Origin of the sequence: Eubacterium sp. Marseille-QA0814 (assembly GCF_965119675.1) — a bacterium.
Lineage (GTDB): Bacteria > Bacillota > Clostridia > Lachnospirales > Lachnospiraceae > Eubacterium_G.
The window spans coordinates 1,172,622-1,187,850 of the sequence record NZ_CBCPMG010000001.1; the positions used below are offsets into that span (position 1 = coordinate 1,172,622).

The 15,229-nt window shown below is 34.7% G+C and carries 12 protein-coding genes and 1 pseudogene; 1 reads left to right on the forward strand and 12 read right to left on the reverse strand.

What is annotated here, in order from left to right:
• Positions 1 to 152: 152 nt before the first annotated feature.
• Positions 153 to 494 (reverse strand): annotated as a pseudogene (locus ACQY63_RS05475) (NUDIX domain-containing protein); the annotation flags it as partial.
• Between the two features lie 220 nt (positions 495 to 714).
• Between ACQY63_RS05475 and ACQY63_RS05480 the strand changes: the two are divergent.
• Positions 715 to 1,890 carry an IS110 family transposase gene (locus tag ACQY63_RS05480; protein ID WP_428244844.1) on the forward strand — a complete coding sequence of 392 codons (1,176 nt, stop codon included), beginning with the start codon at positions 715 to 717 and terminating at the stop codon, positions 1,888 to 1,890.
• 155 nt (positions 1,891 to 2,045) lie between these two features.
• Here the strand turns inward: ACQY63_RS05480 and ACQY63_RS05485 are convergent, their stop codons facing one another.
• The 11 genes from ACQY63_RS05485 to era all read right to left on the reverse strand — a co-directional run bounded on the left by ACQY63_RS05485 (position 2,046) and on the right by era (position 15,220).
• Complete coding sequence (locus ACQY63_RS05485; RefSeq protein WP_428244846.1) at positions 2,046 to 2,414, reverse strand: reverse transcriptase domain-containing protein; 369 nt, start codon at positions 2,412 to 2,414, stop codon at positions 2,046 to 2,048.
• Between the two features lie 652 nt (positions 2,415 to 3,066).
• Complete coding sequence (locus ACQY63_RS05490; RefSeq protein WP_288933080.1) at positions 3,067 to 4,155, reverse strand: PDDEXK nuclease domain-containing protein; 1,089 nt, start codon at positions 4,153 to 4,155, stop codon at positions 3,067 to 3,069.
• Between the two features lie 71 nt (positions 4,156 to 4,226).
• Entirely contained in the window at positions 4,227 to 4,979 is a 753-nt protein-coding gene (locus ACQY63_RS05495) for a class I SAM-dependent methyltransferase (RefSeq protein ID WP_186840661.1), read from the reverse strand.
• Between the two features lie 278 nt (positions 4,980 to 5,257).
• Positions 5,258 to 5,716, reverse strand: a complete 459-nt coding sequence (locus tag ACQY63_RS05500) for an NUDIX hydrolase (protein ID WP_118231551.1) — start codon at positions 5,714 to 5,716, stop codon at positions 5,258 to 5,260.
• Between the two features lie 582 nt (positions 5,717 to 6,298).
• Positions 6,299 to 8,932, reverse strand: coding sequence for a pyruvate, phosphate dikinase (gene ppdK, locus ACQY63_RS05505; RefSeq protein ID WP_428244847.1), 2,634 nt, complete (start codon positions 8,930 to 8,932; stop codon positions 6,299 to 6,301).
• Between the two features lie 236 nt (positions 8,933 to 9,168).
• Complete coding sequence (locus ACQY63_RS05510) at positions 9,169 to 10,545, reverse strand: glycoside hydrolase family 30 protein (protein ID WP_428244848.1); 1,377 nt, start codon at positions 10,543 to 10,545, stop codon at positions 9,169 to 9,171.
• 593 nt (positions 10,546 to 11,138) lie between these two features.
• Positions 11,139 to 12,536, reverse strand: coding sequence for a glycine--tRNA ligase (locus ACQY63_RS05515; protein ID WP_022165704.1), 1,398 nt, complete (start codon positions 12,534 to 12,536; stop codon positions 11,139 to 11,141).
• Positions 12,537 to 12,592: 56 nt separating this feature from the next.
• Entirely contained in the window at positions 12,593 to 13,222 is a 630-nt protein-coding gene (locus ACQY63_RS05520; RefSeq protein WP_022165703.1) for a hypothetical protein, read from the reverse strand.
• 61 nt (positions 13,223 to 13,283) lie between these two features.
• On the reverse strand, positions 13,284 to 14,027 hold the full coding sequence (recO, locus tag ACQY63_RS05525; protein ID WP_299056880.1) for a DNA repair protein RecO: 744 nt from the start codon (positions 14,025 to 14,027) through the stop codon (positions 13,284 to 13,286).
• Positions 13,972 to 14,157 carry a hypothetical protein gene (locus ACQY63_RS05530; RefSeq protein ID WP_022165701.1) on the reverse strand — a complete coding sequence of 62 codons (186 nt, stop codon included), beginning with the start codon at positions 14,155 to 14,157 and terminating at the stop codon, positions 13,972 to 13,974. Before ACQY63_RS05530 ends, recO begins: the two co-directional genes overlap by 56 nt.
• 160 nt (positions 14,158 to 14,317) lie before the next feature.
• Entirely contained in the window at positions 14,318 to 15,220 is a 903-nt protein-coding gene (gene era / locus ACQY63_RS05535; protein WP_022165700.1) for a GTPase Era, read from the reverse strand.
• Positions 15,221 to 15,229: the final 9 nt, after the last annotated feature.

A 15,229-nucleotide genomic window follows, 5' to 3' on the forward strand; every position in this document is an offset into this window, starting at 1 on the left:
CCAATACACAATAAATTTTTCTATATGATCCTTTGTAATTTCTATCAATTGATAAATTTGCTCATGTAGAAACAAATATTTATACAATACATGAATATAATCTATATTTATCAAAGGCTTTGACTTATTATTTTGAGTTATTAACATATATTTCATAAACCCCTTCCAATATTATCGTTTATATACTTATTTATATAATTACGATTCAATTCTTCCAATTGTCTACTCATACCTTTCACCAAATTGTAATCGTTCATTTCTTCATATGTAACCCATTCATAATCGCTATGTTCTTTTGAAAGCATCACATTATCTCCATTTGCTGTACATATATAAGTTAATCCTATTATCTCTGTGCATTCATCTTTAAAAGAATTCCATGCATTTAATAGTATTAACTTTTCAACTTCAAGACCTGTTTCCTCATTTATTTCTCTTTTTAAGGCTTGCATCGGAGATTCTCCAAATTCTAATCTACCTCCTGGGATCTTTTCTTTACCTTTTCTGTAGGTTCGACTATGATATTTAAGATGCTGTGGAGTGGTTTTGTTTTCCTACCACTTGATGGTTTTAGAAAGGCTCCAACCACAGTCTCTTTGTTCATTTGTTAATTAGTTAGATACCGCATGACGGTTTATTTAGAACGAGGTTACAATCGCAAGGAGCACCCTGTGGTTCTAAAACAGCATTAATACATTTTAAAGGAGATTTATTATGATTTACGTAGGAATTGATGTTGCAAAAGACAAGCATGATTGCTTTATCACAAACTCAGATGGAGAAGTATTATTTAAAGCATTTACCATCTCAAACAACTTAGATGGTTTCAATGAACTTTATCAAAAGATTAAATCCGTTATGGAAGACATAACAAAAGTAAAAGTAGGGCTTGAAGCCACCGGACACTATAGTTACAACCTATTGGGATATCTCATCGATAAAGGTTTGCCCACCTATATTATCAATCCGTTACATACAAATCTGTACAGAAAAAGTCTAAGCCTTAGACAGACGAAAACGGATAAAGTTGATGCCCACACGATTGCTTCTATGCTAATGTCTGACGTGAACTTAAAGTCCTACTCAGAAACGTCTTATCACAACGAAGAGCTAAAGTCATTAACCCGTTATCGTTTTGATAAGGTAAAAGAACGTGCTAAGTTAAAATCTTCCGTTTCAAGACTTGTCTGTATTCTGTTTCCTGAATTGGAAAAATTAGTTCCAACACTTCACATTGCATCTGTTTATGCAATGCTTTCTGAATTTTCCGGTGCCAAACAGGTGGCAAATGCTCATCTTACAAAACTTACCAATCTACTTTCTGAATCATCAAAAGGTCGATATGGTAAAGAAACTGCCATTGCATTTAGAAATGCTGCGAGAACCTCTATTGGTTCAAACATGCCGGCAAAATCCTTGGAATTAAAGCATACCATCAGGCTCATTCAGGAACTCACATCTGAGATTGATGAAATCAAAAATGAAATAAAAATCATTATGGATGAAATCAATTCTCCTATTCTTAGCATTCCCGGAATCAATTACCGTATGGGAGCCATGATTATTGCTGAAATTGGCGATTTCAATCGTTTTGCTTCTCCTGATAAAATCTTAGCTTATGCTGGTTTCTCACCATCTACATACCAATCCGGACAATTGGATGGTGCTTACTCACATATGGAAAAGCGAGGCTCCAGATATTTACGCTACGCTTTATATAATTCTGCCAAGTATGTCTGTATATGGGATCCAACATTTGCTGAATATCTTGCAAAGAAACGAGCTGAAGGCAAGCATTACAATGTTGCCATATCTCATGTCGTTAAAAAACTGGTTCGAGTTATTTACCATCTCGAAAAAAACAGCCAGAAATACATCAAAGCTTCTTAAATTTTTTCTAATTTAATACTCCTTTTTTGAGCACCTGCAACGATGCTCTTTTTGTCATGCAGTTTTCAATGTTCAAAGAACTCTATTGAGTTTAAAATCTATATAAAATACATTTCTGTACTTTACTCAAAAAATATCATTTTAAGGCTTGACTTTTAATAGTTAGTCTCATATTCATCGTCAATCATGATTCCGCTGACAAGATATTTCCTTATGATAGAGATAACATCTCCATCTTTTATAGTTCTGCCTATGATAGTCATAAGCTTGTCATGGTTTACCGTGTCAAAGAACTTTTCCAAGTCAATGTCTACAATCCAATCGTTACCATCATTCATCATGTCAAGTGCTGTTAGGATTGCTTGCTGTGCACATCTATTCGGTCTGAATCCGTAACTATGTTCATGGAATTGTTCCTCGTAGATTGGTGTTAATACCTGTGCAATGGCTTGCTGTATGAATCTGTCTGTTACTGTTGGTACTCCTAGGTTTCTGACACCGCCATCAGGCTTTGGTATCTCCACTCTTCGTACTGGTTGAGGTTTATACTTTCTTGTCCTCAACTGTTCCTTGATGATTTCGTCGTTCTTTTCAAGATGTTCTTTGAGTTCCGTGTACTTCATTCCGTCCACTCCCTCTGCACCTTTATTTCGTACGACTTGCAGATATGCGCTGTTGAGATTACCGCTAGATAAAATCTGCTCCATTTCCATTACAGAAACTTCTTCACTACTATGGGCTCGGCTGACTTCTCACAGTTCGTTGTTACTAGGCTAATGGAACCTCTGTGAGACCTCCACGCTTAAGGTGCACGCTCTTTTTCTCCATATATCCGCCACATTTACTCTGCTACTACAAAAGTGATAGTTATTAGACTTCGTTGCTTTTAGCCAACTTATCTCTCATAGCCTAGCCTTATATGTGATTTCTGTCCGTCGGACCAGAGATTTGCTTACAGCTTCCTTCAGATTCCATCTCACGATGGACACCCTTGCTGTTCAGCTATACACTTCCCACTATCTGGGCGTGTTCGAGACTTTCACCCGTTAGAGCGCGCCCATGGCGCGCAAACTAAAAAAATGGTTGGGACACGGGGGCCCAACCTGATAATAACCTTTCCAAATATACATATGCAAAATGTAGTAACTCATTAGTATTTCTATACTTTAATAAAAACTACTCGTCATTTTCCTGTTGTTGCAAATAAAACATTGTTTTCTGATTTTCAATCTCTGCTCTTAATTCTTCCTCTGTTGGTAAGTATAACTTATATTTTGATGCAAAAAGCTGTTCATTACCATGAAGAATAGAATACTTTGCAATATCCTCATCTGTATCAGAACAGAGTACAATTCCAATTGTAGGATTGTCTCCTTCACTACGTTTAAGTTCGTCATACATCCGAATATACATATCCATCTGACCTACATCCTGATGTGTAATTTTCTGCGTTTTCAAATCTATTAGTACAAAACATTTGAGAATATAGTTATAGAAAACAAGATCAATGTAATAATCCTGCTTTTCTGTATGAATATGTTGCTGTCTTGCCACAAAAGCATACCCTTTCCCTAATTCCATCAAAAACTTCTGTAAATTAGACAAAATGCTATTTTCTAAATCACTTTCAGTAAAATCTGTATTTGAAGCCATACCTAAAAATTCTGCAATAACCGGATTTTTTATAAATTCTAACTTATCATTCTGATATTCCTTGGTTAGTTCATTCATTTCATTTTCTACAAGATCCTTCTTTTGAGTCTGAAGCATACGGTAATAGTACTGTGAAGAAACATTACGTTGTAATGTTCTAACACTCCATGCTTGTTGAAGCGCTTCTTTCTCATACCATTCACGTGCCTTTTCATCTTTTACTTGTAATAAAATGCGATAATGTGTCCATGATAATATCGGTTGAGATTTTCCACTCGCTGAGTGGAAAATCTCTGGATAAGTTTTATAAAATGAATAAAAATTGTATAGATTTGTTTTTGTAAAACCTTTTCCATACTCTGTTGATAATTCCTTAGATAATTTCTTTATTATCTTTGTTCCATACTCTGCCCGCTTTTCACCATGCAATTCCTCACTGGCGATTCGATAGCCCATCATCCAATTTCTCTGTACCAGAGTCATATTAACTGCCTGATGTGCAGCTTTCTGTGAGGATTCAATAATCTGTCGCATGTCTTTTAATATATCATCTGTCTCAATAAAATTATCCATAATACTATTTTGACCAGTGTTTATTAGTTTATTCTCCATATGTATTATTCTCCTTTAACACTTCTTGATACTGATTTTTTTTCTGCAATAGTGCCTTAACCATTTTATCTCTATCCTTTTTTTGCTACAAAAGTAACTACACTTGTTTTCAATTCACATATTCCACTATCTCTCGGAATATCATATTGCTGATCCACCACAGTAGATTTTAATACTGTCCATTCACTAAAAGCTTTTTCAAAAATCCTTTGCATTTCTTCTGTAGGTAAGCATACTTCAAATTGTGGAAGTATTTCATTTCCTGTTTTCTTGTCAAACTCTTTTATATTAGAATTTACAACTAAACATACAATGCCATTTTTGCGGATGCCATGTTCTATTTCTCGCAATTTATTAACAAAGGTTTCTTTTGAATCTACGTGTTCCAAAGATGATACCGCCATTACTAAATCATAATTTCTTTCTTTAATTTGATAATCATCAATCGATTTAACTATTCCACATATATTTGATGTAACACCATATTCATCAGCATTAGCATAAAGTTTTTCGATAGCTAAATCCAGTATATCCACACAATCTATTTTACACAACCTATCATAATAATGTCGAGCAATACATATGCAATTTCTTCCTACTCCACAACCTAAATCCAAGACATTAATTTCTTCGTATTTATCAAACAGAGGTATCAAATCTACTACTGTTTTTATTGGTCTTATTAGCCAACTACCCTCTTTATATAGTTCGGCATTAGAATATATTTCTATATGTGATTTTCTTTCGTTTTTACGTATTTCTTTTAATCTCATTTCTTCCATTTTTCTTTTGTATCTTTTATTTTTACTCCACTGATTTATCACTTTTTTGATCTCCGTTATGAGTTGTTCTTTATTGGTAATATAATAAATATATTTTGATGCAAAATATTACTTACTAATCCTTCTAAAGCATATTCCGCAACCACTGAATCTTTATCAGTGCAAAGAATAATACCAGTTGGCTTATTAGATTCTTCGTCATTTACTATTTGCCAATAGCCCTAATTTTCAGCCTATATTTCAAAATCTAGAGCTTATGACAAGCTTACAACTGTAACACACTACAATTTTGTTGTATTTAAATCATAATATGAATATTCTTAATTTAATGTTCCTAATTTAATTTTACTATCTAATTCCCATAACGCAGTTTTATTACTATCATATCTAAGTCTTTTTAATGCAGTTTTATAATCAACCCATTCATATTTTGTATGCTCTTGAGACAATTCCAAAATTGTTGTATTCATCCTAGCAGCAAATGTATATTCAGGAATAACTAAACAATTTTCACCCCATATTTTTCTTGCTTCTTTAAAACAGTATGTTGGTATGCTATTTTGTGTATCAAGTACAGAATATTTACAATCCATACCTATGTTTGCTTCTTCATATGCCTCTCGTTTTGCAGATATTATTATAGTTTCATCCTCATCTTCTCCACCACCTGCTATAAATTGCCATACTTTCATATCATTTCTTTTAAATATGCAATATTTTACATTGCCGTTTTCAATATGATATGGAATGACTAATACCTGATATTTTGCTCTTGCCAATATATGTTCACCTCCCTAAATTTTAATTTATCATCTACCCAATTTTCTATTTTATACACAGTGCCATTAGTGTTTTATCACGCCATACTCGTGTTATTATATTTCGCTCAACATTTATACAGCTATATTCTACCATATCTATAATCAAATTGATATTTCATTATTTTATCAATTACAAAATTTCAGTTCAAATTATTTAGAATATTTGTGTCCAATTGACATCTCCTCAAAGCAGATGCACCCGCCAATACAACATTTGAGATATAGAGGTTTTGGGATTCTTCCTAACAAGAATGTATTTGTATATACAAATGCGTATCTTGCAATAGACCCGCCTCCATTTTCTTAATCTACTTTTGACAACCTGGATTTAATATTTTTCTTTTTTCAAACATACAAAAAGGGAACCATACTTTAAAAGTATGATTCCCTGATTATTTTTATCAAACCGTAATCGTTACGTTGATGTCTTCCCATTTACCCGCTTTTTTCATGTTTTTATCGAACTTTTTGTACTCTTTCAAGTAGTCCTTAGAAACTGTGAAATTGCCGATGTTTAGGGGCTTTTGACACCATAAACGATTATTTCCCACTTTCTGCAATAGCTGCCTGAGCTGCTGCTAATCTTGCGATAGGTACACGGAATGGTGAACATGATACATAATCAAGACCAATCTTATGACAGAATTCTACTGAAGATGGATCTCCACCGTGTTCTCCACAGATACCTACGTGAAGGTTAGGGTTAACTGGCTTACCAAGCTTGATAGCTGTTTCCATTAACTTACCAACACCAACCTGATCTAACTTAGCAAATGGATCGTTTTCGAAGATCTTAGCATCATAGTAAGCATCTAAGAACTTACCAGCATCATCTCTTGAGAATCCGTATGTCATCTGTGTTAAATCGTTTGTACCGAAGCAGAAGAAGTCTGCCTGCTTAGCGATTTCGTCAGCTGTTAATGCTGCTCTAGGGATTTCGATCATTGTACCAACCTGATATTCAAGTTCAGCACCTGCTGCTGCGATTTCAGCATCAGCTGTTTCAACAACGATATCCTTAACATATTTTAATTCCTTAGCATCACATGATAATGGAATCATGATTTCAGGCTTAACTGTCCAATCAGAATGTTTCTTCTGAACATTGATAGCTGCACGGATAACTGCCTTAGTCTGCATCTTAGCAATTTCAGGATATGTAACTGCAAGACGAAGTCCTCTGTGTCCCATCATAGGGTTGAATTCGTGAAGTGAATCAATGATAGCCTTGATTTCTTCTACTGATTTGCCCTGAGCGTCTGCTAACTTCTTAATGTCAGCTTCTTCTGTAGGTACGAATTCATGAAGAGGTGGATCTAAGAATCTGATTGTTACTGGACATCCTTCAAGAGCTTCATATAAAGCTTCGAAGTCTCCCTGCTGATATGGAAGAATCTTTTCAAGAGCTGCTTCTCTTTCTTCTACTGTATCAGAACAAATCATTTCTCTAAATGCAGCAATTCTGTCTTCTTCGAAGAACATATGCTCTGTACGACAAAGACCGATACCTTCTGCACCAAGTTCTCTAGCTTTCTTAGCATCTGCTGGTGTATCAGCATTTGTTCTAACCTTAAGAGTTCTGTACTTGTCAGCCCATCCCATGATACGTCCAAATGTTCCAGCGATTGTAGCATCAACTGTTTCAATGATACCATCATAAATATTACCTGTTGAACCATCGATTGAGATGTAATCTCCTTCATGGTATTCTTTTCCAGCTAATGTGAATTTCTTGTTTTCTTCATCCATTGTGATATCTCCACAACCAGATACACAGCAAGTACCCATACCACGAGCAACTACGGCTGCGTGAGATGTCATACCACCACGAACTGTTAAGATACCCTGTGAAGCCTTCATACCTGTAATGTCTTCTGGAGATGTTTCAAGACGAACTAAAACAACCTTTTCTCCTCTTGCATTCCAAGCTTCAGCATCATCTGCTGTAAATACAATCTTACCACAAGCAGCACCAGGTGAAGCACCAAGTCCCTTACCAGCTGGTGTAGCAGCCTTAAGAGCAGCAGCATCAAACTGTGGATGAAGTAATGTATCTAAGTTTCTAGGATCGATCATAGCTACAGCTTCTTCTTCAGTTCTCATACCTTCATCAACAAGGTCACAAGCAATCTGTAAAGCAGCCTGAGCTGTTCTCTTACCATTTCTTGTCTGTAACATATATAATTTTCTATTTTCAACTGTGAATTCCATATCCTGCATATCTCTGTAATGGTTTTCAAGTGTTTCACAAACCTTTACAAATTCTTTGAATGCTTCTGGGAATTCCTGTTCCATCTGAGCGATTGGCATTGGTGTTCTAACACCGGCAACAACGTCTTCACCCTGAGCATTCTTTAAGAATTCACCCATAAGCTTCTTTTCACCAGTTGCTGGATCTCTTGTAAATGCAACACCTGTACCACAGTCATCACCCATGTTACCAAATGCCATTGACTGTACGTTAACAGCTGTTCCCCATGAATAAGGGATATCGTTGTCACGACGGTAAACGTTAGCACGTGGGTTATCCCATGAACGGAATACGGCTTTAACAGCACCCATTAACTGTTCCTTAGGATCATCTGGGAAGTCTTCGCCGATTTTTTCTTTATATTCTGCCTTGAACTGTCCAGCTAATTCCTTTAAATCTTCTGCTGTAAGTTCAACGTCCTGCTTAACACCTCTGTCAGCTTTCATTTTGTCGATAAGTTCTTCAAAGTATTTCTTACCAACTTCCATAACTACGTCTGAGTACATCTGAATGAATCTTCTGTAGCAGTCCCAAGCCCAACGAGCATTTCCTGATTTTTCAGCAATAGCTTCTACTACTGTCTCGTTAAGACCAAGGTTAAGGATTGTATCCATCATACCTGGCATTGAAGCTCTAGCTCCTGAACGAACAGAAACAAGTAAAGGATTTTCCTTATCACCGAATTTCTTTCCTGTGATTTCTTCCATCTTAACGATGTATTCGTTAATCTGTCCCTGAATTTCTTCATTGATTTCTCTGCCGTCCTCATAATACTGAGTACAAGCTTCTGTTGTGATTGTGAATCCCTGAGGTACTGGAAGTCCTAAGCTTGTCATTTCTGCAAGGTTAGCACCCTTACCACCAAGAAGTTCACGCATGTTAGCATTACCTTCGCTAAAAAGGTATACCCATTTGTTTGCCATGTTTCTTTCCTCCTAATTAATTAGTATTTTATGTCATGAGTCCTATGGAATATGGCCATCATAAGTAACTCATACACTCTATTTTTGATGCCGCCCAGTCTTTTTAATAATATTCCTGTGTAAATCTACAGGCTGAAAAAGGGCGCATTTGCACCTAAAGTTAATTATAACATACGCACTTTTATAGTCAATAAAAAATTCCACTTTTTTCCTTTGTTATAAGGGGTTTTTGCATATTATTTGTCGACTATAAATGTTGTAATTGAATGTGCAGGTACTTCAGTATTAATACCCTTACCATCCACTGCCACTGCAAGTCTGTGACGTTTGCTTAGTTCATTTTGAACTACAACAATAATCTGTCCGTCGGGATTCTTATACGCAACAGAATAAATTCCCTTATCTGAATCATTTAAACAAAGTATTCTTTTTGCTCCCGGCTTAATATATTTTGAAAAATGTCCAATATAATAATATGAAATATTGTAAATAACTTCATTTGTTTCTGTATTTAACATAATTGGTGCTTCACAATAATTTCCTACATAGTTAGGACCACCCTTTTCGTCTAATACAAGATTCCAGTCAATCCAACCTTCTGTATAGTTATTGAAATCATTTATCATGTTGTGACCATAAATCTCACCATGTTTCCAAGCACCTATCCCTGCCTTAGAGCTTGTGTTTCCTGAATTGTTTACTAATTCAACACAACCTTCTGTAAAAATAAGATGCTGCTTAGGATATATTTCGTGTGCCATTGTAAGAATTTCAGATTTATCCGAGCCATACCAATGGTAAGCAATTCCCCAAATAATATCTTTTGCGTTCTTATATGCCAATGTTTCACGAACACGTCTAAACATTATGTCTCTGTTATGATCTAAAATTACAATCTTAACTTTTTCTTCAAGACCTTCTTTTTTCAACTCTTCATACATATAGTCAACAGCAAGCATTGCTTCCTCTGTTGGATCATATTTACATGAAGCCCATATCTGTTTAGCCTCTGGTTCATTTTGAACACTGATTGTTAAAATATTAATTCCTCTGTCAAGCATTCCCTTAACATACCTAACCATATACTTAGCCCATGTTCCATAATACTTTCTTAAAAGTCTACCACCATGGTTCATGTCCTTATTGTTTTTCATAAATGCCGGTGGACTCCAAGGAGCACAGAGAATTCCAATGTCTTCTCCTGCCTCTTCGCTTGCCTGTTTTATGAAAGGAACTACATATTTGTCTTCTCTTTCCATATGGAAAGTTTTAAGTTCAACATCTTCATCCTCTACGTATGTATATGGTTCTAATGAAAAGTCACAGCCATTAATAGATGTTCTTCCTAAATTGTAAGCTAAACCTGTTTCCTTATTAAAATATGCTTTTAAAATTTCTTTTCGTGCTTCTTCACTTGCGTTTTTCATAACGTACGCTGCCGCTTCTGTAAACGCTCCTCCAAATCCTAAATGTGTCTGAAACTCCTGGCTACTGTCTACAACAACTGTATCCATTCTGAAACTAAAATAATCTCTTAATTCCTGTTCACCTAAATCTCTCCACTTTACGTCATCACTTTGGACTGTCTGAATCATTTTGATTGTTGGTTCCATTAAACTACCTCATTTCGTAATAAAATGCATAACTTTCGGCATGTTATGCATTAGTATATTTTCATGTATAGTAGGTAACTCCAAAGTATTCTTTCAATTTCCCTGTATGGATTAGATTGAGTAATTCTTCTAATCCTAATCGTGCGAATCGTTACAGTTTTGCACTATCACAATCCTGTAAAAATTATAACATTTTACCCCTAAATGTATATTGTAATATTTATACAAATAATTTTTATTATTTTTATGAAAGTTGTATGAAATCGTTTCAATATGCTATTTTATGGGATTTTTTCTCTTTATGTTGCTTCACACCTGTGTGATTAGCTTTTTGATATAACGGAAAATAAAAAAGATTTCTTCGCTACACAAAAACAGACAGCCATATCTTTACTGTTGATTTCAAAAAATCTTAAACAGTTTCGATATTAGCTGTCTGCTTCTGCTAGTGTTATCTTTAATATTAATATCTTAAATATTTTTATCTTTAATATTAAACATCATCTAGTATTCTCTATCGTTTAATATTATTTAAGCTATTTATTTTTCAATATTTAAGATATTTATCATTTACTTTCTTTATGACTTATTATTTAAAATGCCATCTTTTCTTCAAAGTATGCTTTTAAATCTTCAATCTTAATTCTTTCCTGTTCCATTGTGTCACGGTCACGAACTGTAACTGCTCCATCTTCTTCTGAATCAAAGTCGTATGTTACGCAGAAAGGTGTACCGATTTCATCCTGACGACGATATCTCTTACCGATAGCTCCTCTGTCATCGTATTCACAGTTGTAATATTTGCTAAGTTCAGCAAATACTTTTTCTGCACCTTCATTTAATTTCTTTGATAATGGAAGAACTCCAATCTTAACAGGTGCAATTGCAGGATGAAAATGAAGAACTGTACGTGTGTCAGGCTTTTCAGGTGTTCCAATTTCTTCTTCATCGTATGCTGCACAAAGGAATGCTAATGTTACTCTGTCTGCACCAAGTGATGGTTCAATAACGTATGGCACATATCTTTCATGCTTTTCATCATCAAAGTATGTTAAATCTTCTTTTGAAGTTTCCATGTGTCTTGATAAATCATAATCAGTTCTATCAGCAATACCCCAAAGTTCTCCCCAACCAAATGGGAATAAGAATTCAATATCAGTTGTTGCCTTTGAGTAGAATGATAATTCTTCTTTTTCATGGTCTCTTAATCTCATTTCGTCTTCCTTAATTCCAAGATTAAGTAACCAGTCACGACAGAAACCTCTCCAGTATTCAAACCATTCTAAATCTGTATCAGGTTCACAGAAGAATTCAAGTTCCATCTGTTCGAATTCTCTTGTTCTAAATGTAAAGTTACCCGGTGTGATTTCGTTTCTAAATGACTTACCAATCTGACCAATACCAAATGGAATTTTCTTTCTTGATGTTCTCTGTACATTCTTGAAGTTTACAAATATACCCTGAGCTGTTTCAGGTCTTAAATATACTGTATTCTTAGCATCTTCTGTAACACCCTGGAATGTTTTAAACATAAGGTTAAATTCTCTAATGTCTGTAAAATTATGTTTTCCACATGATGGACAACAAATATTCTTTTCATCAATGTATGAAGCCATCTGCTCATGTGACCATGCATCAACTGATTCTTCAATTTCAATTCCGTTGTCTGCCATGTAATCTTCAATTAACTTGTCTGCTCTAAAACGTTCGTGACATTCCTTACAATCCATTAATGGATCAGAGAAACTTCCTAAATGTCCTGATGCTACCCATGTCTGTGAGTTCATAAGAATAGCACAATCAACACCAACGTTGTATGGATTTTCCTGTACGAATTTTTTCCACCAGGCTCTCTTTACGTTGTTTTTTAATTCAACACCAAGATTTCCATAATCCCAAGTATTAGCTAAACCTCCATAAATTTCTGAACCCGGATAAACAAATCCTCTGCTCTTTGCCAATGCTACAATCTTATCCATTGTCTTTTCCATTATAAAATCCTCCATTTTTATGTATTGTTATAAGCCATTTAGCTTTACATTAACATTTAATATACAATGTAACTCATTTCCTTGTCAGAAGTTGTTACAATTCCATCTTCATCTACTTTACAATTTGAGCTAATGTATTTTACATCACTGCCAATTTCCACTTTGTATTTTGAATCTACTACTAGAATGTTGGCATTGCTCATTTTCTTGATTTCTTTTGCCTTTAATGTTTCCTTTTTGTCAGGAGAAGTAAATTCACCTTTTATTTTGCAGTCACCTCGCTCTGCAATTGTTCCTGCATAAAAAGTACCCTCTTCTGCTTTGTTGTAATTCTGTATATATGAATTAAAATCATACACTGTAGCTAATTTTAAAATCAAATAAGCTTCTTTATCTTCAACTTCAAACTTATCCACTGAAATAGCATCATCAACTGATGCTGTACTACTACTGTTGTATTTTTTCACTTCATCATTAATGTATTTTTCAAGCGCATCTTTGTCATAGTCTTTGTCAGCGAACTTCTCTGTTACGCCGTAGCTGACTGCGCCATCCTCATCAATGTAAATTGCATTAACGCCACTGTCTAACTTAATGTCCCCAACCTTTTTTCCACAGGCTGTAAAACTTAAAATCATGGCAAGCACTAATGACAACGCACAAACCCTCTTTAAAATATATCTCATAATGTCCCTCCTGTATTTTTGCATACCTAAATAGTAATTTTAAACTTTATGAGAACTAATTTCAATATAAATTTTCCAGAAATTCTAAAGAATTAAATTTTTTATGAATTATCTTATTTATGTAGCTCTCAATTACCTGTTTTAGTTGCGCTAATACTTCTTCTTTTACATTAAATGAGAAAAGCTTATTTATTTTTGCTGTTACAATATACTGTAATGCATATACAGTTGACGGATTAAGAATCTTGTTTTTGCGTATTTTGCCATGGCAATTACTGCAAATTACCGAATTGTGTTCCAAATCAAAGTAATCAAGATTTTCTGTGTTACCGCATTTTCCACAATTAAAAACATTTGGATACTCACCGTTAATAACCAACGTACGCAATTCATATATACATCGAATCAGGTCAATGGGAATGGCTTTTTTGCTTAGCTGTTTCATTGCAATATACAAAAGCTCTAATGTATCTTTCGCCTCTATGCCTTCTCTTCCATAATAGTCGGCAAGTTCTAAAAAATACATTCCCATATACATACTGTCAATATCATTCATGGAGTTGCTGAAATACTCATTAATTTTCATTGCCGTAACTGTATATGCATTTCTCCCTCTATACAATGTAAACTCTCCAAAAGCCATTGGCTGACTGCCACCAAGAAATGGGCTTGTAGGCTTTCTTGCACCTCTTGCAAAAGCTGTTATTTTACCAAACTCTTTTGTGAGTATTACAAGTCTTTTATCGTATTCACTTATAGGTGTCGCTGAAATCACCATACCTACCGCTGTTATTGTCTCTACCATTTCTTTCGCCTTCTATTTTTGAAATAAAATTTTCTCTTGCTTTATTAATTTTTTTCTCTTTAGCATACTGTAAATAATCATCTATTTTTCCTGTGGATTCAAACATTCTCCAACTCTCTAAATTATCCATCTTATCCTCCCTGTAAATAGTTGTATGATTATAGTGTCAAAAGATAGGATTATGAGAGTGCTTTGCACGTAACAATCCGTTTAATTATAATCACAGTGTTTTGACACCCGCATCTATATAGTTAGGATTTACAATAGAAGATTTTGTATGCATTATTTAATTATCTTTCTTCCTTGTAGCCATAATTTTTCATTAGCAATTCGCTGTCACGCCAGTCTTTACGGACTTTTACCCAAAGTTGTAAATTTACTTTCATGTCAAGCTGCTGTTCAATTTCGTATCTGGCATTTGTGCCGATTTTCTTTAGCATGCTGCCTTTTTTGCCAATAATAATTCCCTTGTGAGAATCTCTTTCGCAAACGATAGTTGCCTCAATATCATAAATGTCCTTGTGACGTCTTTTCTTCATTCGCTCAATTGTTACAGCTATACCATGTGGAATTTCTTCATCTAATGCATGAAGGGCTTTTTCTCTTATAAGTTCGGCAACAATCTGTCTCATTGGTTGGTCTGTAACAGTATCTTCATCGTAATACATTGGTCCTTCAGGAAGATATTTAAAGATCTGCTCAATAACTGTATCCACATTATTTCCTTTAAGAGCTGATGCCGGAATAATTTCATCAAAATCCATTATCTTTCTGTAGGCATCAATAAACTTAAGAATTTCTTCCTGCTTTACTGTATCTGTTTTGTTGATTACTAAAATAACAGGAACGTCAATGTTCTTTAACTGTTCTGCAATGTGCTGTTCACCTGCTCCAATAAAAGTATCAGGTTCAACTAACCACATAATTAAATCAACTTCTTTTAATGTTTTTTCTGCCACATTAACCATGTATTCACCAAGTTTATTTTTTGCCTTGTGAATTCCCGGTGTGTCCAAGAAAACAATTTGCCCTTTATCACATGTATAAACTGTTTGAATTTTGTTTCTTGTTGTCTGTGGTTTCTTTGATGTAATTGCTATTTTTTGTCCAATGATTTGATTCATTAAAGTTGACTTACCTACATTTGGTCTACCGATTAATGCAACAAATCCTGATTTAAAATTCTTATCCATTTGTACCTC

Excerpts from the sequence above, each read along its gene's own strand:
- ppdK (WP_428244847.1), bottom strand. The coding sequence starts at position 8,932 with ATGGCAAACAAATGGGTATACCTTTTTAGCGAAGGTAATGCTAACATG.
- ACQY63_RS05510 (WP_428244848.1), bottom strand. The coding sequence starts at position 10,545 with ATGGAACCAACAATCAAAATGATTCAGACAGTCCAAAGTGATGACGTA.
- recO (WP_299056880.1), bottom strand. The coding sequence starts at position 14,027 with ATGGTAGAGACAATAACAGCGGTAGGTATGGTGATTTCAGCGACACCT.
- ACQY63_RS05490 (WP_288933080.1), bottom strand. The coding sequence starts at position 4,155 with ATGGAGAATAAACTAATAAACACTGGTCAAAATAGTATTATGGATAAT.
- ACQY63_RS05480 (WP_428244844.1), top strand. The coding sequence starts at position 715 with ATGATTTACGTAGGAATTGATGTTGCAAAAGACAAGCATGATTGCTTT.
- ACQY63_RS05515 (WP_022165704.1), bottom strand. The coding sequence starts at position 12,536 with ATGGAAAAGACAATGGATAAGATTGTAGCATTGGCAAAGAGCAGAGGA.
- ACQY63_RS05520 (WP_022165703.1), bottom strand. The coding sequence starts at position 13,222 with ATGAGATATATTTTAAAGAGGGTTTGTGCGTTGTCATTAGTGCTTGCC.
- ACQY63_RS05530 (WP_022165701.1), bottom strand. The coding sequence starts at position 14,157 with ATGGATAATTTAGAGAGTTGGAGAATGTTTGAATCCACAGGAAAAATA.
- era (WP_022165700.1), bottom strand. The coding sequence starts at position 15,220 with ATGGATAAGAATTTTAAATCAGGATTTGTTGCATTAATCGGTAGACCA.